Below are 21,162 nucleotides of genomic sequence, written 5' to 3' on the forward strand. Positions count from 1 at the left end.
ATCACCCTTCGAATAACCGTCATGTTTTGTAATAGACATTCTCTCTAGCCGAGAGATTGATTTTACTTAAAGTATGTATATCCAGACATGCTTTATTAATGTTAAAAAAGCTTATACGGCTGAAAAACAGAAATTTTTCTATTGCAACGAAAACTAGACAATATGTGTGCTATAACAGTGCAGACAATTCAATGAATGAAACACTATTTGTGCCTTCCATAAATAGTGATAAAGATTTTAGGGTGAATCACGTTGGAACTTTTATCTGGTGGTGAAATGCTCGTTCGTGCTCTTGCGGACGAAGGCGTTGAACATGTTTTTGGTTATCCAGGCGGCGCTGTATTACATATTTATGATGCGCTATTTCAACAAGACAAAATTAATCATTACCTCGTACGTCATGAACAAGCTGCTGGTCATATGGCAGATGCTTACTCGCGTGCTACAGGTAAGACTGGCGTAGTACTGGTCACTTCTGGACCTGGCGCAACTAATACTGTGACTCCAATTGCAACAGCTTATATGGACTCAATCCCAATGGTGATTTTGTCTGGCCAGGTTGCATCACATCTTATTGGTGAAGACGCTTTCCAGGAAACGGATATGGTGGGTATTTCACGTCCTATCGTGAAACACAGCTTCCAAGTTCGTCACGCAAGTGAAATTCCTGCAATCATCAAAAAAGCATTTTATATTGCATCAAGTGGCCGTCCTGGCCCAGTTGTAGTCGATATTCCGAAAGATGCGACAAATCCTGCAGAAAAATTTGCGTACGAATATCCTGAAAAAGTGAAGATGCGTTCTTATCAGCCGCCTTCACGTGGTCATTCTGGTCAAATTCGCAAAGCGATTGATGAGCTTTTAAGTGCTAAACGCCCTGTAATTTATACTGGTGGCGGTGTTGTTCAAGGTAATGCATCTGCATTATTGACTGAGTTGGCTCATTTGTTGGGCTACCCAGTGACAAATACACTTATGGGTCTTGGTGGCTTCCCTGGCGATGATCCACAGTTTGTGGGCATGTTGGGTATGCACGGTACTTATGAAGCAAACATGGCGATGCATAATGCTGATGTCATTCTTGCAATTGGTGCACGTTTTGATGACCGAGTAACCAATAACCCTGCAAAATTCTGTGTGAATGCCAAAGTTATTCATATTGATATTGATCCGGCGAGCATTTCAAAAACGATCATGGCGCATATTCCGATTGTAGGGGCAGTTGAGCCTGTACTTCAGGAAATGTTGACGCAATTGAAACAATTGAATGTGTCAAAGCCAAATCCTGAAGCAATTGCTGCATGGTGGGATCAAATTAATGAATGGCGTAAAGTTCATGGCTTGAAGTATGAAACACTGGCTGATGGCACAATGAAGCCACAGCAAGTTGTTGAAGCTTTATATAAAGCGACTAATGGTGATGCCATCATTACTTCGGATGTGGGTCAACACCAAATGTTTGGTGCGTTGTATTACAAGTACAAACGTCCACGTCAATGGATTAACTCAGGCGGATTGGGCACCATGGGCGTAGGTTTACCTTATGCAATGGCAGCCAAGTTAGCTTTCCCAGATCAACAAGTCGTTTGTATTACCGGTGAAGCTTCAATTCAGATGTGTATTCAAGAGCTTTCAACTTGTAAGCAATACGGTATGAATGTGAAGATCTTGTGCTTGAATAACCGTGCTTTAGGTATGGTTAAACAGTGGCAAGATATGAACTATGAAGGCCGTCACTCAAGCTCATATGTTGAATCATTACCTGATTTTGGCAAGTTAATGGAAGCCTATGGTCATGTTGGTATCCAAATTGATCATGCTGATGAACTAGAGTCGAAGCTTGCTGAGGCAATGGCAATTAATGATAAATGTGTATTCATTAATGTCATGGTTGATCGTACAGAACATGTTTATCCAATGCTGATCGCAGGTCAGTCAATGAAGGATATGTGGTTAGGTAAAGGGGAGCGTACATAATGAGACATATTATTTCTGTACTCGTTGAAAACGAAGCTGGTGCGCTTTCTCGTTTGGTGGGTTTATTCAGTCAACGTAACTACAACATTGAAACGTTGAATGTAGCTCCAACCGAAGACCCAACTTTATCACGTCTGACGTTAACTACTTATGGCGATGACCATAAGATTGAACAGATTACAAAGCAGCTCAACAAACTTGTTGAAGTTGTAAAAGTAGTAGATTTATCAGAAGGTTCACACATTGAGCGTGAACTGATGTTGATTAAAGTAAAAGCTTTAGGTGCTTCACGTGCTGAAATTAAGCGAACAGCGGATATTTTCCGTGCGCAAATTGTAGACGTGACACCAACTACCTATACCATTCAAATAGCAGGGACAACTGAAAAATTAGATGGTTTTATCGATGCGCTTGCAGAAAACACTATTCTAGAAGTCGTTCGTTCAGGTGTATCTGGTATCGCCCGTGGCGAAAAAGTATTAGCCATTTAATTTTTTAAAAGTATTTTAGCGGAGAACACAAATGCAAATTTTTTACGATAAAGACTGTGACTTATCAATCATCCAAGGCAAGAAAGTAGCGATTGTTGGTTACGGCTCTCAAGGTCATGCTCATGCACTTAACCTTAAAGACTCAGGCGTAGACGTAACTGTAGGTTTACGTGCAGATTCAGCTTCTTGGAAGAAAGCTGAAAATGCTGGTCTTAAAGTTGCAGAAGTTCCTGCTGCTGTTAAGCAAGCTGACCTCGTAATGATTTTGACTCCAGATGAATTCCAATCACAACTTTACCGTGACGTGATTGAGCCAAACATCAAAGAAGGCGCAACTTTAGCATTTGCTCATGGTTTCTCAATTCTTTATAACCAAGTTGTTCCACGTAAAGACTTAGACGTAATCATGGTTGCTCCGAAAGCACCTGGTCACACAGTTCGTTCAGAATACCAACGTGGTTCAGGTGTTCCTGACTTAATCGCAATTCACCAAGATGCTTCTGGTAATGCACGTAACGTTGCTCTTTCTTATGCTTCAGGTGTAGGTGGCGGCCGTACTGGTATTATCGAAACTTCATTCCGTGAAGAAACTGAAACTGATTTGTTCGGTGAGCAAGCAGTTCTTTGTGGTGGTGCGGTTGAACTCGTGAAAATGGGCTTCGAAACTTTAGTTGAAGCTGGTTATGCACCAGAAATGGCTTACTTCGAATGTTTACACGAACTTAAATTGATCGTTGACTTGATGTTCGAAGGCGGTATCGCTGACATGAACTATTCAGTATCTAACAATGCTGAGTATGGTGAATATGTAACTGGTACTGAAGTAATTAACGAACAGTCTCGTGAAGCAATGCGTAATGCATTGAAACGTATTCAATCTGGCGAATACGCGAAGATGTTCATTCAAGAGGGTGCATTAAACTACCCATCTATGACTGCTCGTCGTCGTCAAAATGCTGCGCATGGTATTGAAGTAACTGGTAATAAGTTACGTTCAATGATGCCATGGATTCAAGCAAACAAAATCGTAGACAAAGAAAAGAACTAATTTTCTTTTTCTAAAAAAGCTTTAAAAGAACCCTGCATTAAGCAGGGTTCTTCTTTTATACTGTTTTTATTTGCAGATGAAAAAGAGCCATTGAGTCAACTTGGCTGGATTAAATAAATTCTATATTTTTCATATAATTGGCTGCTTATTTTTTATTTAGTCTATTGATTTATAAAGTAAAAAATACTTGACCAAAAGATAGATAATGTTATTGTTTATAACTGACTGAATAAGTCAAATTTACTAAAATTTCTTTAACATGTTTAATTGTATTTTGGGCAATGAGTTGAACAAAATAAAAAAAAGTATTGAATAATCATGGAAGTCCATTATGGGTCATGTTGATTACGATAGCACATTGATCGTCGGCTCTTTTATTGCAGCTGGCCTCATTTGCTATCTCGTGATTTCCATGGAGCAATTAATATTCAAGCAAGTCTATAAAAAATTTGAGTTTTTAATTTTATTTATCAATGGATTATTGCTGGCATCAGCAATTAGCATTGTTCATATTATTGGTATACAAGCTTATCATCTGTTTGAAACAGTCAACTCGAATATTCCTTTAATTACCGTTTCATTTGCCATTAGTGCATTGCTATCGTGCATTGCCATGTGGTTGACTTCACGTTTTACGCTACCTTTATTCCGGCTCATTTTAAGTTCTATTATTATGGGAATCGGAATTTCAGCTTCATATTACATTAGTATGTTGGGCTGGAATATTAATATCTATAAAAAAGATTACACCTCTTTCTTGCTATTATTTTCTGTATTAATTGCGATGAGCGGTTCAGGGCTGGCATTTTTATTAGCTTATAAATTAAAAGATACCGAACGCCATCGCTTAACTTTAAAAATTGCCTTTTCGGTTATGATGACCTTAAGTATTATGGGAATGCACTATACGGCGCTCATTGCGACGAATATTACTGATAAATTTATTAGCCAATATCAGGCTGAACATGACCTATTATTATTTACGATTATCTTGGTCACATGTTTGGTACTGGTCGCAAGTTTTATTGTCGCGATGTTGGAACAGCGGCTTACTCAACAAAATTTAGAGTTGCGTAAGGCAAATAAAGAATTAGCTAATCTTTCTATACAAGACAATTTAACTAAACTGCCAAACCGTCTTTACTTAGTTGATTATGCAGAAGTATTGCTTTCAGATCATCGCTATAAAGACCAGAAAATTGCTTTTTTATATATTGATTTAGATCGATTTAAATCGGTCAACGATGCTTTTGGGCATCATATCGGTGATCAATTACTCATTCAAATGGCGAACCGTTTGCATTGGCAACTCAATGAAAAATGTAAGCTGCTTAGAATTGGTGGTGATGAGTTTTTGCTTATTGCAGAAAATACAAATGCAGACGAAGCGGTTGTTTTAGCCGAGAAGGTTTTACAACTGATTCAGGAAAGCTATCAAATTTCTGGCAAGGAAATTAATATTTCTGCAAGTTTGGGTGTGGCACTCTTTCCTGAGCATGGACAGAATGTTCAGGACTTACTCATGAATGCTGATGCCGCCATGCTCATGTCTAAGGAACAAGGCCGAAATACGTATACCATCTTTAGTTACTCAACCCATCAACAAGAAACCAGAAGTCAGTCGAAACTGATCAATGATCTTTATAAAGCTGTAGAAGAAAAACAGTTCATCTTATATTACCAACCAAAATTTAATACCAATCTTGAAGTTTGTGGGGTTGAGGCATTAATCCGTTGGAATCACCCAGCTTTAGGAATACTTACTCCGCATATGTTCATTGAAGGTGCGGAAAAAACGGGTTTGATCATTCCAATGGGATATTGGGCGCTTGAGCAAGCTTGCCTGCAAATTCAGGAGTGGGAGCGGAGTAACACGCCATTTTATCCAGTCGCTGTGAACTTATCGGCACTACAATTTGAAAATAAAAAGCTATTTAGTACACTCGAAGCATTATTAAAAAAATATCAAATTCAACCTCATCACTTAATTGTTGAGATTACTGAATCAACTGCAATGCGGCATATAGACTTGAGTATCCGAGCTTGTGAGCGATTACGTGACATGGGGATTCGTGTTGCCATTGATGATTTTGGAACAGGGCATTCGAGCTTCTTGTATTTAAAAGATTTACCCGTAGATGAATTGAAAATTGACCGAGGCTTTATTGTTGACTTAAAACCGGGTTCAAAAGAAGAAGTTATTCTAGAAAGTATTATTCATTTAGCGAAAAAGTTAGGTTTAACCGTAACGGCAGAAGGGGTGGAAACTCAGCAACAGGTTGAGATTTTAACCCGTTTAGGATGTCAGCAATTCCAAGGTTATTTATTGGGAATGCCAGTTCAGGTCGATCAGCTCATTGAGTCTCAAGGTGCTCATTCTGCTTAGTCATTTTAGAAGTAAATAAATTTTTTAAAAGTTCATATTTATACAATATCTAAAAACATATTTTAGGCTAGTTAAAAAATTAAATAATTTTAATAACTTAAAGAAATTTGGCTATTGACAGTTTTCCTATCTCAGTCTATCTTTTTCACGCTTGAGCTACAAGACGAGTTCATCGATCAAGTCTTGTTGAGGTTCAGAAGAGGCATATACTTTTAAAGTACTAGTCTACTTTCTTGATGGTTGAATGAAAGAGGGACATCTTTGGGTGTGCTGGTGTCGTACCAGTCTGTCAACCCGCTTTCGTTCTGCCACCATAATTTTTAGCTAATAAGTAAAATATTTTAAAAAAATAACTATGAAAAATAATATAGTTTTTATATTTATATAATATTTAAAATAATAATTAAGTTAATCTAATGAAAAACAATAAGAAATTTAAAATCTTGTCATAAAAGCTACATTGACACCTATAAACTCTCAGATTATCCTTTGCAAGCTGGCCTACATTGCCAGTCGGTTTTAGCAGACCGCATAGTAAGAGCATCAGATTATTCCTTCTGAGGAGTAGTCTTATGTTATCAATCGTCCCTCGCTTGTTGCGGTAGGGCGAGTGAGGGACACCTTCGGGTGTGCTGATTCTTACTATCAGTCTGCTAACCCTTGCTCGTTCTGCCACCATAATTCTAGATTAATGCTTTGGCAGAACTCCCAATCTAAAGGAGTTGGTTATGCATTCTATTTTTATACCTCCAGACTAGTCTATAGCGCGGTTTGATGACCTTTGGGTTTTCAAGCAGTAGCTCGTCACGACCAAAAAAATCATATCAACAATAAAACTTGAGATGCGCTGAGGCTGTCTTTAGAGGGCCTTTGCATGCCTTTTTTTGCTTAAAACAAGAGCCTAGGCAGTTTTATCTCATTGAGACACAACAAGAACTTATTTTTATAACGGTAAAACTATGCAACATTTAGATCTCCCATTTCGTGCTTTAAGCGTGCTTCATTCTGCAAGATATCTTTTTAATAATTATGGTTTTCATAAAGTCGGGGTAGACCGAATTATTGAAGCAGCAAAACTCCCCAAAGCTACCTTTTATAATTACTTTCACTCAAAAGAAAGGCTCATTGAAATGAGCTTAACCTTTCAAAAAGATGGTTTAAAAGAAGAGGTGCTTTCAATCATTTATGTTCAGAAAGATTTAACCATTATTGAAAAACTCCGTAAAATTTACTTCTTACATGCAGATTTAGAAGGCCTTTACCATCTGCCATTTAAAGCTATTTTTGAAATTGAAAAACTTTACCCAAAGGCTTATCAAGTAGTGGTTGAATACAGAAACTGGCTCATTAGCGAGATTTATAGACTGCTTTTAACAAAGAACTCAGAGGCCTCAAAAGAAGATGCACACATGTTTTTATTTGTGGTGGATGGGGCTATGGTTCAGCTTTTAGGTGAAAACAGTGTGGATGATAGAGATGTATTATTGGAGTATTTCTTAAAGAATATCACGGTGGATTAATAATATATAAATGTGCATAGTTATAAGTGGTAAAGGTTTAGTTATTCTTAATAAACCGCTGATTAAAACTCATTAAATTTATATAGATTATAAAATTAAAATAAAGAAAATGAGAGCAGCTTCTGTGTTTAAACTAGCAGGGGCTTTGCTTTTATAGGGCTGTAACAATAATTTAGATAGATTTTATCAGTAGAGCTGTAATTCATGCTCTACTCGTTTTTTTAATGATATTTTAATTCTTCTACAAAACACCTAAAACTATTAAATTGATACATTAAGCGGCGGAACACGCTTGAGTTTCTTCAAAATTAATAAGCTTTATTATATAAGACCATGTTTGTTCAGAATTAATTTTTGATTTATTTATTGTGCCATCAATAATGATGCCATCAATAATATTAAGGAAAAGACTGGTAAGTGTATGGGCATCTTTAATTTCTAATTCTAGAAATGTTGAGAAAACCAATTTGTAAATCCATTCTCGATATTTATTAACCTGATCTTTAATAGATGGGTACAGTTGTAGAACTTCAATGGTGGCTTTTTTAAATAAACAACCATTGAAATCCTCTGTATTAATCCAGTCGATATACCAGTTAAAAATGCTTTTAAGTCTAATTAAAGGATTGTTAATATTATTAATTTTTCCTAATATTGAAGATTGTATTTCTAAATTTCTTTCATGAAGACACTCTTCAATTAAGTTTTCTTTAGAAGAAAAGTACTTATAAAAAGTCATTTTTGCCACATTGGACTCAGCAATAATCTTATCAACACCAACAGATGTATAGCTCTTCTGGTTAAAAAGGGATGTTGCTGTTGTTATAATATTTTCTCTTTTTGTCATCGGGTTCACCGTCGCGAATATTTTTGATTAACTTTGCTATTGTAAGTGTTAAAGCTTAAATAAAACTTATTTTATAATATTTAAAAAACTATATTTATTCAATAGTTTGGTTAACCTTAAAAAATAATATTTTATGTATTTAGTTGGCAATAATTTACTTTTTTAAATATTATTAATTAATCCATTGATTTGTTGAGTTAATAGACATAATATCAGGTTGTTAAGGATGGGTATATGGATTTTATTTTAGCAACTGAATGCAAATTGAAATAAAGGGAATCCCCAACTTAACTATAAGAAAAAACTTTTTATTGAGAATGATTATGTCAAAAAAATTTGAAGATTTTAATAATCCACGAGAAAAAGCATTGCAGGGGATGAAAAATAGTATTCCTGCAAAACAATGGGAAGAAAATTTAAAATTTCTCAAACAGTTAAGAAATAAAATTGCAGAATTACCAGTTTGTAAACATCCTGCAATTGAAATGTTAAATCATGGTTATCTAGATAAGGATACTTTAATTCATATTCATTTAGAATATCGTCATGCAATTGTACAGATTTTTACTGATGCTTTATTACAAGCGCAGTTCCAAACAAAACAACTGGAACCAAAACTCCATTCTGGAGCTAAAATGTTTCCACGGGTATTATTAAGTTTAAATGTACTTGATGAATTCGGTTTTAGACCGGGATTAGGTAAAGATGATTATTATTTGGGGAATCCTGAATATGCTCATTATCCATTGTATGAAGATTTACTTAATGATTATGGTCTAACGGAAGATGATCGCCGTAATTATAAAGCTTCACAAGCCGCAGATCAGGTTCGTTCATTTTTAGAATCTTCTTATGATAGTTATATCAATGTAGTTGCATTGTTAGCAGTTGCCGAAGAAGAGGTTATTCTTTTTAGCCCTCCATTACGAGAAGCGACTAAATTTGTGAATATCGACGTTGAAGGCGGTGGCTATTACCATGTGCATGGTGTATCTACCGATGAAACGTCTGAGGCGGCTGATGATGACCATCAGGATGACCTTTGGTTTGCGTTAGCTCAAGCAATTACAAAAGATGATTATGAGAGCTTAACTAAGCTATGTATTGATTATTGTGCATTATGGAATGAGTTCTGGGATGTACAAATTGCCGATGTGCAATTTATTGAAGAAAAGAAACTAGCTTAAGATATTCTGCTAAGTCCTAAGAAAGCCTATCCACAATCGGATGGGCTTTTTTGATTGTAAAATCTCTAATGAACGAAGTTGTATTCTCAAAAAATGTTCAAAAATCTTATGAGTGACTGATGGCATATCAACAATCATTAAACAGTTCTATAAATCTGCTACAATTACGCCAATTTTTATTTTGATCGACTTTAGATCTTTGGCACTGCAATCTCCGCAGTAGGTGTATTTCATGAGTTTTAAAGATGAGTTAGCGGCACAGGTTGCTCAACGCCGCACATTTGCCATCATTTCCCACCCCGATGCCGGTAAAACCACCATGACAGAGAAATTACTGTTATGGGGTAAAGCAATTCAGGTTGCAGGGATGGTAAAAAGCCGTAAATCTGACCGCGCAGCTACATCTGACTGGATGGAAATGGAAAAAGAGCGTGGAATTTCTATTACCACGTCTGTTATGCAGTTCCCATATAAAGGTCATACCATTAACTTACTCGATACACCGGGACATGAAGATTTCTCGGAAGATACGTATCGTACCTTAACCGCAGTTGACTCAGCGTTAATGGTGATTGATGGTGCAAAAGGTGTCGAAGAACGTACCATCAAATTGATGGAAGTGTGTCGTATGCGTGACACGCCTATCATTTCATTCGTAAACAAGATGGACCGTGAGATTCGTGAGCCACTTGAGTTACTTGATGAGATTGAAAATGTCCTCAATATCCGCTGTGTACCTATTACATGGCCATTAGGAATGGGCCGTGATTTTGCTGGTGTATACAACATTATTGAAAATAAATTGTATGTCTACAAAGCAGGCTTTGGTTCAACCATTACAGATATTGAAGTACGTGATGGTTATGATCATGCTGATATTCGTGAAAAAGTAGGCGATTTGGCTTGGGCATCTTTTGAAGAGTCGCTTGAGCTCGTACAAATGGCGAATGAGCCATTAGACCGCGAATTATTTTTACAAGGTAAACAAACTCCGGTTCTATTTGGTACGGCATTAGGCAACTTTGGTGTTGACCATGTACTAGATGCTTTCATGGGCTGGGCACCTGAACCTAAAGCGCACCCTACACAAGAGCGTGTGGTTGACGCGAAAGAAGAAGGTTTTTCTGGTTTTGTATTTAAAATTCAAGCCAACATGGACCCGAAACACCGTGACCGTATTGCCTTCATGCGTATTTGCTCTGGTAAATATGAAAAAGGTTTAAAGATGAATCACGTGCGTCTTGGTAAAGATGTCCGCATTAGTGATGCTTTGACATTCCTTGCTGGTGAGCGTGAACATTTAGAAGAAGCATGGCCGGGCGATATTATTGGTTTACATAACCATGGCACGATTCAAATTGGTGATACTTTCACAAGTGGTGAAAATCTGCACTTCACAGGTATTCCTCACTTTGCGCCAGAGATGTTTCGTCGTGTGCGTTTAAGAGATCCATTAAAGTCAAAACAATTGCAAAAAGGTTTGAAAGAGTTGTCTGAAGAAGGGGCGACTCAGGTATTTATGCCGCAAATTAGCAATGACTTGATTGTTGGGGCGGTAGGTGTGCTCCAGTTTGACGTGGTTGCTTATCGTTTAAAAGAAGAATATAAGGTTGACTGTGTTTATGAGCCTGTAAGTGTTAATACAGTTCGCTGGATTCACTGTGATGACGAAAAAATTCTGAATGAATTTAAGAAAAAAGCACATGACCAACTTTCTATAGATGGCGGCGGACACTTAACTTATCTTGCTCCAAGCCGAGTGAACTTGCAGATTATGCAAGAGCGTTGGCCTGATATTCAGTTCCGTAACACACGTGAACACTGATCATTTTAATGTGACAAACAGCTTCGAATAGAAGCTGTTTTGTTTTGAAAAATAAAAAAGGATGATGAAATGAACTTGAGTAAAAAGGCAATTATTGCGCTGGTGGTTGCAGTCGTAACATTAATTTCTGCTATTTCTATTTTTGTCTGGAAAAGCTCTCAGTCTTCATCATCTTCTCAAACGAAACTAGCAGGTACCCAAACTCAAAATATTGAAAAAGCTGAAGTACTGCCATTTCTCAACTTACAAGAAGTAAAAGCCGATTATGCTTTGCCATTTTGTGAGAAGAAAAATTGTATTGATGTTGATATTCAAACGATAAAAACTCAAGACGCATGGATAAATGACTGGATCGCGAAAAGTCAGACAAAAGTGATCCAAGATCAAATTGATTTGAAAAAAGACTTAAGCTTGCAGCAGGCGATTAATGCCTATGTAAAAAAGTCTGATGAATGGCAAGATAAATATTCAAAGAATCGGGCTTATGAATTGCATCTTCATACACGTATTGCTTCGCAGCGTAATCAATATGTTTTATTGCAATTGGGGCTTGATACCAAGCAAGAAGAGCTCACGATTAAAGATCGTTATTACTTTTTCGTGGCCGACCGAAAATTGCATAAAAGTTTAAGTTTGTTAGATGTTTTAAAAAAGGATCAGCAAACAGCTATGCATCAAATGGTGCAGGTAGCCTATCAAGACTGGTTAAAAAAGCAGACTGTTGAGATAAAAAAAGAAGCACCAAAAACTTTATATTGGGGACAAGCGGATTGGTTCTTTGATGGTGAAGGCATTGGACTGCATTATCAGGCAAACCAAATTACAAAAGAGGCACCACAGCTCGATATTTATTTATCTACAGAACAAACAAAAAAAATATTACAACCCGAGGTTTATGAACAAATGTTTTAAGATGGTAGCAGAATTTGCAACCTCTATTTATATGCGCTAATTTCTTAGAAAAGGCACTGCGTAATCTCCTTAGAATAAAAGGCAAAATATGATGTTATCTTCTAAAGTTTCACTGCGATTAACTTTACTTGCTTCGGCTATATTTTTGGTGGCATGCCAACCTAAAGCCGATCCTAAGGATTCTCAAGAACAGCAGAAACCAGCAGTCGAACAACAAAAGCCAGTAGAGCTGACTTTGAAGGGTGAAACAATTCCGAGTAAGGTTGCTTTACCTGATTGTGATGGTAAGACTTGTCCTGAATTTACAGTTGAGCGTTTACAGAGTAATTTTCCATTTATTGATAAAATTGTAGATCAGCAAATCTTAAAGACTCTAGATCAAATTTTAGAGATTGCTGAACCCGATGCTAAAGTGAAGCAACCAGATCAAAAAACAGAAGCTTCAGCAGTTGCGGGTGCAGAGCAAAAAAATAGCTTTGATGCACAGGTGCAACGTTATGCAAACTCATTTATTGGTCTGGACAATGAGTTAAAAGCTTTAAGTAGTAGTCATCAAATTAATCTTTTAGTTAAACCTAAGATTTTGCAGGCTCAAGGTAAAGTGGTCACTGTTGTACTTAATAGCAGTAGCTATTTAGGTGGTGCTCATGGTTCTGCTGCACAGCATTACTATAATTTTGATTTAAAAGAACAAAAGCAGATCAAGCTTGAAGACTTGTTACGTCCACAGCAAAAAGCAGCGTTAGAGAAGTTGGCGCATGAAGCCTTTAAGACTTGGGTTACAGACTCTAAACTGGCTGATAATGTCGCTGATTATGAACAAGCTTGGCCATTTAAATTATCTGATAATTTCTTATTAGGTGAGCAAGGTTTAATTCTTCAATATGGTGAATATGAAATTGGACCATATGTGGTGGGATTACCTCGATTAGTCATTCCTTATGATCAATTACAGGAAGTCTTGAAAAAAGAGTATTTGCCGCAGCCTAAAGCGCAACCAGCTTCAACACCTGTTGCAAAAAGTGGAAGCTAATGCGTCTGTTTGATACACATACGCATTTTGATGTTGCCGATTTTGATGAAGATCGGCAACCGTTAGCGCTTAATGCCAAAAAGGCTGGGGTTGATGCGTTGGTTTTAATTGGTTTTGTGCAGTCACGTTTTGATGAATTGCTACAAACCCATCATCAGTTAAATAGCTGGGAAAATGTACCGACTTCATATCTAGCACCCGGTTTACACCCATTTTATATTGAGCAACATCAGCCAGAACATCTTTCTCATCTTGAGCAAATTTTACAGAAAGAAGAATGTGTGGCAGTAGGTGAAATTGGTTTAGATACTTTCTTAAAAGAACATAAGCACCCTGATATCTATGCGAAGCAAAAACAATATTTTGCCGATCAGTTAGAGCTGGCAACCCAATATCAAAAACCAGTACTTCTCCATATTAGAAAAGCCCATGGTGATGTACTCGCAATGTTAAAAGCTCAGAAATTTAAACTGGGTGGAATTGCCCATGCTTTTAGTGGTGGCATAGAAGAAGCGAAAGGCTTAATTAAACTTGGGTTTAAAATTGGTGTGACAGGGCAAATTACTAATCCGAATGCAAAAAAACTTCATACGGTTGTGCAGGCTATAGGTGTAGAGCACTTGGTGATAGAAACGGATTGTCCCGATATGACCCCACTTTGTTGTCAAACCTCAACTGAAGAGCGTACCCGTAATACCCCAGTTAATTTGCCTTATGTTTTGCAAAGTTTGGCAGAAAACCTAAACATATCAGCGTCAGATTTGGCCGTACAGCTTTGGGGAAACTCGCTCTCGGCGTTGAAATTATCGTAATAAAAATCAAAGATTAGAAATAGTAACTAAAACAAAACACAGCGATTAGAAAAGAAGCTTAAAGTAAGAAAACAACATGTAAAAACGTGAAAAATAACATTGCCAGACATGGGAGGATAACCCAATGGCTAAGTATAGCAATATCAATAGTTTTAATGCTTTACAGACGCTAACAGTAGGTTCCAGCAATTATCAGATTTTTAGCTTAGCCCAAGCAGAGAAAACGCTAGGGGATATTGCCAAACTACCGAAATCTTTAAAAGTATTATTGGAAAACTTATTACGGTTCGAAGATCAACTTAGCGTTAAAACTGAACACATCTATGCCTTAGCAGAATGGTTAAAAACCAAAGGTTCTGAACAGGAAATTCAATATCGACCTGCTCGAGTTTTAATGCAGGATTTTACAGGGGTACCTGCTGTAGTCGATTTGGCAGCAATGCGAGCAGCCATGGCTCAAGCTGGTGGAGACCCAGAGAAGATTAACCCCTTATCTCCTGTTGATTTGGTGATCGACCACTCGGTGATGGTTGACTATTTTGCCGATGATCAGGCTTTTGAAGAAAACGTACATATTGAAATGCAGCGTAATGGCGAACGATATCAATTTCTACGTTGGGGACAGTCTGCATTTAATAATTTTAGTGTAGTGCCGCCGGGTACGGGGATTTGCCATCAGGTCAATTTAGAATATTTAGCCCAAGCAGTATGGTTGGGAGAAGATGAAGGCAAAACTTTTGCATTTCCTGATACCTTAGTGGGAACAGATTCGCATACGACCATGATTAATGGCTTGGGTGTTTTAGGTTGGGGCGTAGGTGGTATTGAGGCTGAAGCTGCAATGTTGGGTCAACCTATTTCTATGCTTATTCCTGAAGTCATCGGTTTTAAACTTACAGGAAAATTACCAGAAGGTATTACAGCAACTGACTTGGTACTTACCATTACTCAAATGCTTCGCCAAAAGGGTGTAGTGGGTAAATTTGTAGAGTTCTATGGAGATGGTTTGGCAGATTTGCCTCTTGCTGACCGCGCAACAATTGCCAATATGGCACCAGAATATGGTGCAACCTGTGGTTTCTTTCCAATAGATGAAGTGACTATAGGATACCTAAAACTGACAGGGCGTCATGAAGACCGTATTGAACTCGTTGAAGCCTATAGTAAAGCTCAAGGTTTATGGCGTAATGCTGGTGATGAACCTGTTTTTACAGATACTTTAAGTTTAGACATGACCACGGTGCAAGCAAGTTTGGCTGGACCAAAACGCCCGCAAGACCGAGTGCTGTTATCAGAAGTGCCTAAAACGTTTAATGCGCTCATGGAGTTAACGCTAAAACCAGCAAAAGAAGCAAAAGAACGTCTAGAAAATGAAGGTGGTGGTACTGCTGTAGAGGCAAAAAAAGCAAATATCCAGCATGAAAGCCCATCTTGTGTGATTGAAGGGCAGGAATACCCTCTGACTCATGGGGATGTTGTTATTTCTGCGATTACCTCTTGTACCAATACTTCTAACCCAAGCGTGATGTTAGCGGCAGGCTTGCTTGCTAAAAAAGCTATTGAAAAAGGCTTACAAAGAAAACCTTGGGTGAAAAGCTCTCTTGCACCTGGTTCTAAGGTCGTGACTGATTATTTGTTAGCTGCTGGGCTTACGCCGTATTTAGATGAGTTGGGTTATAACTTGGTGGGGTATGGCTGTACAACCTGTATTGGTAACTCAGGCCCATTACCCGAGCCAGTCGAAGATGCAATTCAATGCCATGATTTAAATGTTGCATCTGTACTTTCTGGTAACCGTAACTTTGAAGGACGGGTACATCCATTAGTTAAAACCAATTGGTTAGCTTCACCGCCTCTTGTTGTGGCTTATGGTTTGGTTGGGAATATTCGTACCGACCTGACAACACAGCCTCTTGGTGAGGGCAAAGATGGACAGCCCGTCTATTTAAAAGATATCTGGCCAAGTCAGGCAGAAATTGATGTTGTCTTGCAGAAAGTAAATACAGAGATGTTCCATAAAGAATATGCTGCGGTCTTTGATGGTGATGCGAGTTGGCAAGCGATTCAGATTCCAAAGAGTAAGACCTATGAATGGGCCGATGACTCGACTTATATTCGCCATCCTCCTTTCTTTGAAGGAATTGGAGAGCCACCGAAACCAATTAAAAATATTGAACAGGCACGTATTTTGGCTGTTTTAGGTGACTCGGTCACAACCGACCATATTTCACCAGCGGGGAATATCAAAAAAGATAGTCCTGCGGGTCGGTATTTACAAGAGCAAGGGGTCGATTCAAAAGACTTTAACTCGTATGGTTCTCGACGTGGTAATCATGAAGTGATGATGCGAGGCACCTTTGCCAACATTCGTATTAAAAACGAAATGCTTGGTGGTGAAGAGGGTGGTAATACTATTTACATTCCAAGTGGTGAAAAGCTTGCCATTTATGATGCAGCGATGCTTTATCAACAAGAAAACACGCCTCTTGTGATTATTGCCGGTAAGGAATATGGAACAGGTTCTTCACGGGACTGGGCTGCAAAAGGAACAAATTTATTAGGTGTGAAAGCGGTGATTGCCGAGAGCTTTGAGCGTATCCATCGTTCAAACCTAGTCGGTATGGGAGTGTTGCCATTACAGTTTGTTGATGGGCAAACTCGTCAATCTCTTAATTTAACTGGTCATGAAGTGATATCAATCCGTGGTTTACTGGACGGGATTCAACCTCATCAAATTCTTGAAGTTGATGTAAAAAGACCGGATGGGGTAGCGAGTCATTTTAATGTGTTGTGCCGAATTGATACGTTAAATGAGGTCGAGTACTTTAAGGCCGGTGGTATTTTGCATTATGTACTTCGAAATTTGATTGCAGACTAATTGAAAAAGAAACCCTGTAATTTACAGGGTTTCTTTTTGGAAATTTAACTAAACTTAAATAATTTCTTCCAGCTAAATGACGTAGTCAGCATCCAAACATCGAGTGGATTAAAATATAGTGAATCTAAATCAAAGAAATCCCCAGATGCTTTTCGGGACAGCTTTAATAATTCTGAATTTTCATCTATCGAAAAAGTTTGATTCTCTAACAACTCTGGATTTTCGATAAGGATATATAACAAGAAATGATTCAGAATATAGGATGCTTGATCTACTTTTAGATTTATACATCCATCTGGTTTGCCGAATTGATGCATTCCACAAGAATAAAGTAAATTATCGTCGGAAATAATAGGAATAAAGCCTTTAAACAGATCTAGGGTATTTTCAGCACTATAACTAAGCCAATCACTTTTAATATGTCTAAGTCCAGAAGTCTCAACTTTAATTGCTAAGCCGCCTGCCTTGATGAGGGCTTGCCCTAACAATAGAGCTTGTTGTGCTAACTCGATTGATCCACCCTCACAAACAACATAAATAACCATATTATGTCGATCGATTTTTTCTAATTCACTTTCAGAAAAACGGCCCATACTCAATGACCTAAAAATCTGACTTACATTCGGATCATTTTCATACTCTTCAATTTCAGCATAATGCTCATTTGTTAAAGACTTAATAATTGAGCCTGCGTAAATATATCCTGTTTCATTAGTGAGGAGGGCATGTAATAGAGCTTGATGATTTTCCCAAACACCTGGGATACATAAGACAATTTTTTGATTAAGTTCTTGATTCATTATTAATAAATTTTAAGGGACTTTTGCTATTTATAATATCGTAAAAGATATCCTATGCCTAATTGATTCAGGTAAAATAGCCACCGTGTTTTATATCCCCTCAAAGAGTAACAATGACCGATCTCCAACAAGATGAATATGAACGTCGTTTTGCAGGTGTAGCCAAAGTTTATGGTGATTCATCGTTCCAACACTATGAAAAAAGTCATGTGATGGTGATTGGTATTGGTGGTGTTGGCAGTTGGGCTGTAGAAGCTTTAGCACGCACGGGTATTGGTGAGATTACATTAGTCGATATGGACGTGGTTGCGGCATCAAATGTAAACCGTCAGCTACCAGCGATGACCTCTACATTAGGCTGTGAAAAAGTTGAAATTATGGCGGAACGCTGCCGTCAAATTAATCCACGTATTAAAGTAAATATTATTGATGACTTCTTAACACCTGAGAATGTCACAGAGCTTTTAAATCCTGTACCGGATATTGTTCTAGACTGTATTGATGACGTTAAAGCGAAGTTGGCTTTAATGCTGCATTGCCGTTTTAACAAAATTCCTTTGATTGTTTCTGGTGGAGCAGGCGGTAAGCTCGATCCGCTTAAAATTCGTGTGGCGGATTTATCAAAAACCGAACAAGACCCGATGTTGGCGAAGTTACGTAGCCAACTTCGCGCTCGTGGTATTTGTAAAAAACCAAAAGAGAAATTTGGAATTACCTGTATTTATTCGATTGATAACCCATTCTCAAGTGCAGATGTGTGTCCATCGGCTGGTTTACGCTGTGGTGGCTATGGTTCAGCGGTGGTTGTGACTTCAAGTTTTGCCATGATTGCAGTAGCTGAAGTTTTAAAGAAACTTGATTTAAAGAAAGCTTAGTTTAAATATTAAAAAGGCGTGCTCTTATGTTTGGGCATGCCTTTTTCTTTTTTAGTCATATAATTCTATCGTGTCGTGTTTGGGCTGTGTTGGAAGCTGCTGATCATAAAATTTAAAGCACCATAAAATTAGAATAACGACAGTGAATATGGTGAAACCTTTTAAATACTTCATGAATAATTTAATCAAGTGAATGGTCTTGATAAAATTCTAGCGAAGGTAATCTATCTAATCTAATATAGAAAATAGGCTTAATGATCTAATTTTGAGATGGGAATGCTCACTTTAAAACAATTTCAATATTTTATAAAAATTGTTGAAGAAGGCAGTTTTACGGCTGCTTCAGAAAAGCTCTTTATTGCTCAATCAGCTTTGAGTAGGCAGATAAAATTATTGGAGGAAGAGATTAACTTTCAACTATTTGATCGTACTGACAAGAAAGTAAAGCTTACGGCAGCGGGAGAGGTCTTTTATAAGAAAATAAAAGATAACATGCTCTACTTAAATGAAATTATTGATCTTTCTAAAAGTGTTTCGGAAGGGAAAAACCGCCAGATTAAAATTGCTCACTCAAGCAGTGTTGTCATGGATCATAAAAAGATTCAGATATTAAAAGAAATTAGCTTAGCTAAGCAGATAAATTTTGAGGTGAATACCTTGTCATCGGAGCAGCAAATCTTAGCTTTAATGAGTGGAGAAATTGATATTGGTTTGATAAGACCGCCAGTATTGCATAGCCTTGAAGAAATAACGATTTTGAAATTATATGAACAGCCGTTATTTGTCGCTGTCTATATTGATCATCCTAAATTTAAACAAAAACAAAGTATCCAGATAAGAGATTTAGTAGATGAATATTTTGTTTCAACTCCACATCCAAAGCGGGGAGGTTTGAGCTATCTAGTCTCAAACTTGTGTGTAGGAGCTGGTTTCTTGCCTAAAACAGCGGTAGTCCAATCTCGTAAGATAACCCAATTACAATTAGTCGCTGCAAATTTGGGTATTAGTATTGTCCCTCAAGAATTTGAACAAATACTACCCAAAAATGTAAAACTGATTCCGCTGGAGAATAAGAACCTTTTCTCTGAAGTAGTTTTAGCTTATAGAACAGACCAAAGTGATCTGATTCAATCTTATGCTGAACATATCTACGAACTGCTACAAGCGTGAGTAGGAGATATCTTTAACCATATGCTGAAATAATTATTGTAGCCCAGTGTGCTCGCTAATAAGAAACGTATATTCGCTATCATCGTCTAACTGACGCTCCTGAGACATAATGTCTAGTTTAGGGCGTTTATGTTGATAGAATTCTAAATTGATGCAACCACTATTATTAATTGCATAGCGAATAGAGTAATTATCTGGCTCTAGAAAAATTGTTGCTTCTTCAAATGAGTGCAGAGATAGAATTTTTTTCTTATCATGAAAAATCACAGAAGGACAATCTAGTAATCCATTTAAATATTGCTTTCGCATGACATGGATCCGAGCTTGAGGAGCCGTTCCTTTCAATAAATATTGTGGTTGATAAATCCTTTTTTCTGGTACTTTTTTGAAAACTTCTATAACGTTTGTATCGGGAATAGCATACGCCAAACTAAACGACGTCAGTAAGTAACCGCCTAAGAGTATTTTTTTCATAAAGTTACATCATCATTTTTGACAAGTACAATATGAAAATCATGCAAAAAAGAAGCCAAACCTGATTTTAAAAGTCTGTCTGATCAACTGCTTGGCATATTTAAAAAGGATTGAAAAACCCAATGCTTAGGTAGGTTGCCCTAAACGATAGTAAGTGTAAGTGACGCTGTCATCTTTATAGACATCATAGCTGTTTTGTTTGAAGTCAGAGACCCATTCACTTCCTGTATAGCCAGCAATATGTCCATAAACGTGATTGCGAGTTCTGTGAATGATATAGATGTCACCTTCTTGTGGCTCATCAAATGATGGATTTATCTCTTTGTAGCCAATCTTTTTGAGAGTATCTCCCCAGTCTGAAGCTGCAATGGGGTGATTCCTAATATCTGCACCAGCAGATTCGAGAGCAAGGCGGATACTACGTGCACAACGGGCTTTGCTGCGTCTTGAGGTAATACTTTCTAATTTAGCTACGAATCTATCAACATCTATTGCTGGAATATCGGAAGTTTCAGTTTGATGATTACTAGGTTTCATGGTGAAAGGATAAGGGAGACTTGGAGTGCTGTGGAATACAACAATGGCTGCCTGATTTGAATCCTGATACATATAATTATCAGCTACTTGTCCGTCATAAATAATCATCGTGAAATCTCTACCGTACTATCTATATCCATATTAAAAAAATCACCACCTACCTGTGGCGTTCAGAGATACTAATAGGCGTACCTTAAAAGTTTTGTTTATGTTATGTAATAACGTATCTTTTTTCCAAATATTGCTACTTAGAGATAAAAAGATACTCATTAAAATGAAACACAAAAACAATTTAACTTAAGTTATTGATATTTTTATTTAAAAATAATTAATCAGAGCTTAAATTTGAATATTTTAATTCAGTCATTGCGAATATACTCAAAATCTAAG

The 21,162-nt window shown here is 37.4% G+C and carries 18 protein-coding genes; 13 read left to right on the top strand and 5 right to left on the bottom strand.

Annotated features, from left to right (window positions below; translation table 11 throughout):
* Positions 1 to 252: 252 nt before the first annotated feature.
* The 5 genes from AC07M3_RS10375 (at position 253) to AC07M3_RS10395 (ending at position 7,422) form a co-directional block, all read left to right on the top strand.
* Complete coding sequence (locus tag AC07M3_RS10375) at positions 253 to 1,977, top strand: acetolactate synthase 3 large subunit (RefSeq protein WP_003654952.1); 1,725 nt, start codon at positions 253 to 255, stop codon at positions 1,975 to 1,977.
* Complete coding sequence (ilvN, locus tag AC07M3_RS10380; protein ID WP_001215920.1) at positions 1,977 to 2,468, top strand: acetolactate synthase small subunit; 492 nt, start codon at positions 1,977 to 1,979, stop codon at positions 2,466 to 2,468. The genes AC07M3_RS10375 and ilvN overlap by 1 nt, the downstream gene beginning before the upstream one ends.
* Before the next feature lie 31 nt (positions 2,469 to 2,499).
* Positions 2,500 to 3,516: a ketol-acid reductoisomerase gene (ilvC, locus tag AC07M3_RS10385; RefSeq protein WP_004641176.1), complete on the top strand. Its 1,017-nt coding sequence runs from the start codon at positions 2,500 to 2,502 to the stop codon at positions 3,514 to 3,516.
* Positions 3,517 to 3,847: 331 nt separating this feature from the next.
* Positions 3,848 to 5,902, top strand: coding sequence for a bifunctional diguanylate cyclase/phosphodiesterase (locus AC07M3_RS10390; RefSeq protein ID WP_199990076.1), 2,055 nt, complete (start codon positions 3,848 to 3,850; stop codon positions 5,900 to 5,902).
* Positions 5,903 to 6,861: 959 nt separating this feature from the next.
* A complete protein-coding gene (locus AC07M3_RS10395) occupies positions 6,862 to 7,422 on the top strand; it encodes a TetR/AcrR family transcriptional regulator (RefSeq protein WP_494567228.1) in 561 nt (186 codons plus the stop codon).
* A 274-nt stretch (positions 7,423 to 7,696) separates the two neighbouring features.
* Here the strand turns inward: AC07M3_RS10395 and AC07M3_RS10400 are convergent, their stop codons facing one another.
* On the bottom strand, positions 7,697 to 8,269 hold the full coding sequence (locus tag AC07M3_RS10400; RefSeq protein ID WP_494567229.1) for a TetR/AcrR family transcriptional regulator: 573 nt from the start codon (positions 8,267 to 8,269) through the stop codon (positions 7,697 to 7,699).
* A gap of 323 nt (positions 8,270 to 8,592) precedes the next feature.
* On the opposite strand from AC07M3_RS10400, the gene AC07M3_RS10405 reads away from it, so the two are divergent.
* From AC07M3_RS10405 to acnA, 6 genes are all read left to right on the top strand, one after another.
* On the top strand, positions 8,593 to 9,456 hold the full coding sequence (locus tag AC07M3_RS10405) for a hypothetical protein (RefSeq protein WP_494567230.1): 864 nt from the start codon (positions 8,593 to 8,595) through the stop codon (positions 9,454 to 9,456).
* Between the two features lie 232 nt (positions 9,457 to 9,688).
* Positions 9,689 to 11,281 carry a peptide chain release factor 3 gene (locus AC07M3_RS10410; protein WP_005044796.1) on the top strand — a complete coding sequence of 531 codons (1,593 nt, stop codon included), beginning with the start codon at positions 9,689 to 9,691 and terminating at the stop codon, positions 11,279 to 11,281.
* Positions 11,282 to 11,350: 69 nt separating this feature from the next.
* Entirely contained in the window at positions 11,351 to 12,193 is an 843-nt protein-coding gene (locus AC07M3_RS10415) for a hypothetical protein (RefSeq protein ID WP_494567231.1), read from the top strand.
* A gap of 91 nt (positions 12,194 to 12,284) precedes the next feature.
* Complete coding sequence (locus AC07M3_RS10420) at positions 12,285 to 13,226, top strand: RsiV family protein (protein ID WP_348951736.1); 942 nt, start codon at positions 12,285 to 12,287, stop codon at positions 13,224 to 13,226.
* A complete protein-coding gene (locus tag AC07M3_RS10425) occupies positions 13,226 to 14,038 on the top strand; it encodes a TatD family hydrolase (protein ID WP_494567232.1) in 813 nt (270 codons plus the stop codon). The genes AC07M3_RS10420 and AC07M3_RS10425 overlap by 1 nt, the downstream gene beginning before the upstream one ends.
* A gap of 124 nt (positions 14,039 to 14,162) precedes the next feature.
* Positions 14,163 to 16,916: an aconitate hydratase AcnA gene (gene acnA, locus AC07M3_RS10430; protein ID WP_494567233.1), complete on the top strand. Its 2,754-nt coding sequence runs from the start codon at positions 14,163 to 14,165 to the stop codon at positions 16,914 to 16,916.
* Positions 16,917 to 16,960: 44 nt separating this feature from the next.
* Here the strand turns inward: acnA and AC07M3_RS10435 are convergent, their stop codons facing one another.
* The gene (locus tag AC07M3_RS10435) at positions 16,961 to 17,716 is read right to left on the bottom strand and encodes a hypothetical protein (protein ID WP_494567234.1); all 756 of its coding nucleotides are present in this window, start codon (positions 17,714 to 17,716) and stop codon (positions 16,961 to 16,963) included.
* 113 nt (positions 17,717 to 17,829) lie between these two features.
* Here AC07M3_RS10435 and AC07M3_RS10440 point away from each other — a divergent pair, with 113 nt between their 5' ends.
* Positions 17,830 to 18,591, top strand: a complete 762-nt coding sequence (locus tag AC07M3_RS10440) for a tRNA threonylcarbamoyladenosine dehydratase (RefSeq protein ID WP_133747648.1) — start codon at positions 17,830 to 17,832, stop codon at positions 18,589 to 18,591.
* A gap of 51 nt (positions 18,592 to 18,642) precedes the next feature.
* Here AC07M3_RS10440 and AC07M3_RS10445 read toward each other — a convergent pair whose 3' ends face one another.
* Positions 18,643 to 18,765: a hypothetical protein gene (locus tag AC07M3_RS10445; protein ID WP_080547764.1), complete on the bottom strand. Its 123-nt coding sequence runs from the start codon at positions 18,763 to 18,765 to the stop codon at positions 18,643 to 18,645.
* Between the two features lie 96 nt (positions 18,766 to 18,861).
* Between AC07M3_RS10445 and AC07M3_RS10450 the strand changes: the two genes are divergently transcribed.
* Positions 18,862 to 19,761, top strand: coding sequence for a LysR family transcriptional regulator (locus tag AC07M3_RS10450; RefSeq protein WP_494567235.1), 900 nt, complete (start codon positions 18,862 to 18,864; stop codon positions 19,759 to 19,761).
* A 33-nt stretch (positions 19,762 to 19,794) separates the two neighbouring features.
* On the opposite strand, the gene AC07M3_RS10455 is transcribed toward AC07M3_RS10450, so the two are convergent.
* Together AC07M3_RS10455 and AC07M3_RS10460 are read right to left on the bottom strand one after the other, a co-directional pair.
* The gene (locus AC07M3_RS10455) at positions 19,795 to 20,190 is read right to left on the bottom strand and encodes a hypothetical protein (protein WP_494567272.1); all 396 of its coding nucleotides are present in this window, start codon (positions 20,188 to 20,190) and stop codon (positions 19,795 to 19,797) included.
* A gap of 171 nt (positions 20,191 to 20,361) precedes the next feature.
* On the bottom strand, positions 20,362 to 20,880 hold the full coding sequence (locus tag AC07M3_RS10460) for a hypothetical protein (RefSeq protein WP_494567236.1): 519 nt from the start codon (positions 20,878 to 20,880) through the stop codon (positions 20,362 to 20,364).
* Positions 20,881 to 21,162: the final 282 nt, after the last annotated feature.

The sequence above is a fragment of the Acinetobacter sp. GW821-FHT09D10 genome (assembly GCF_059416285.1).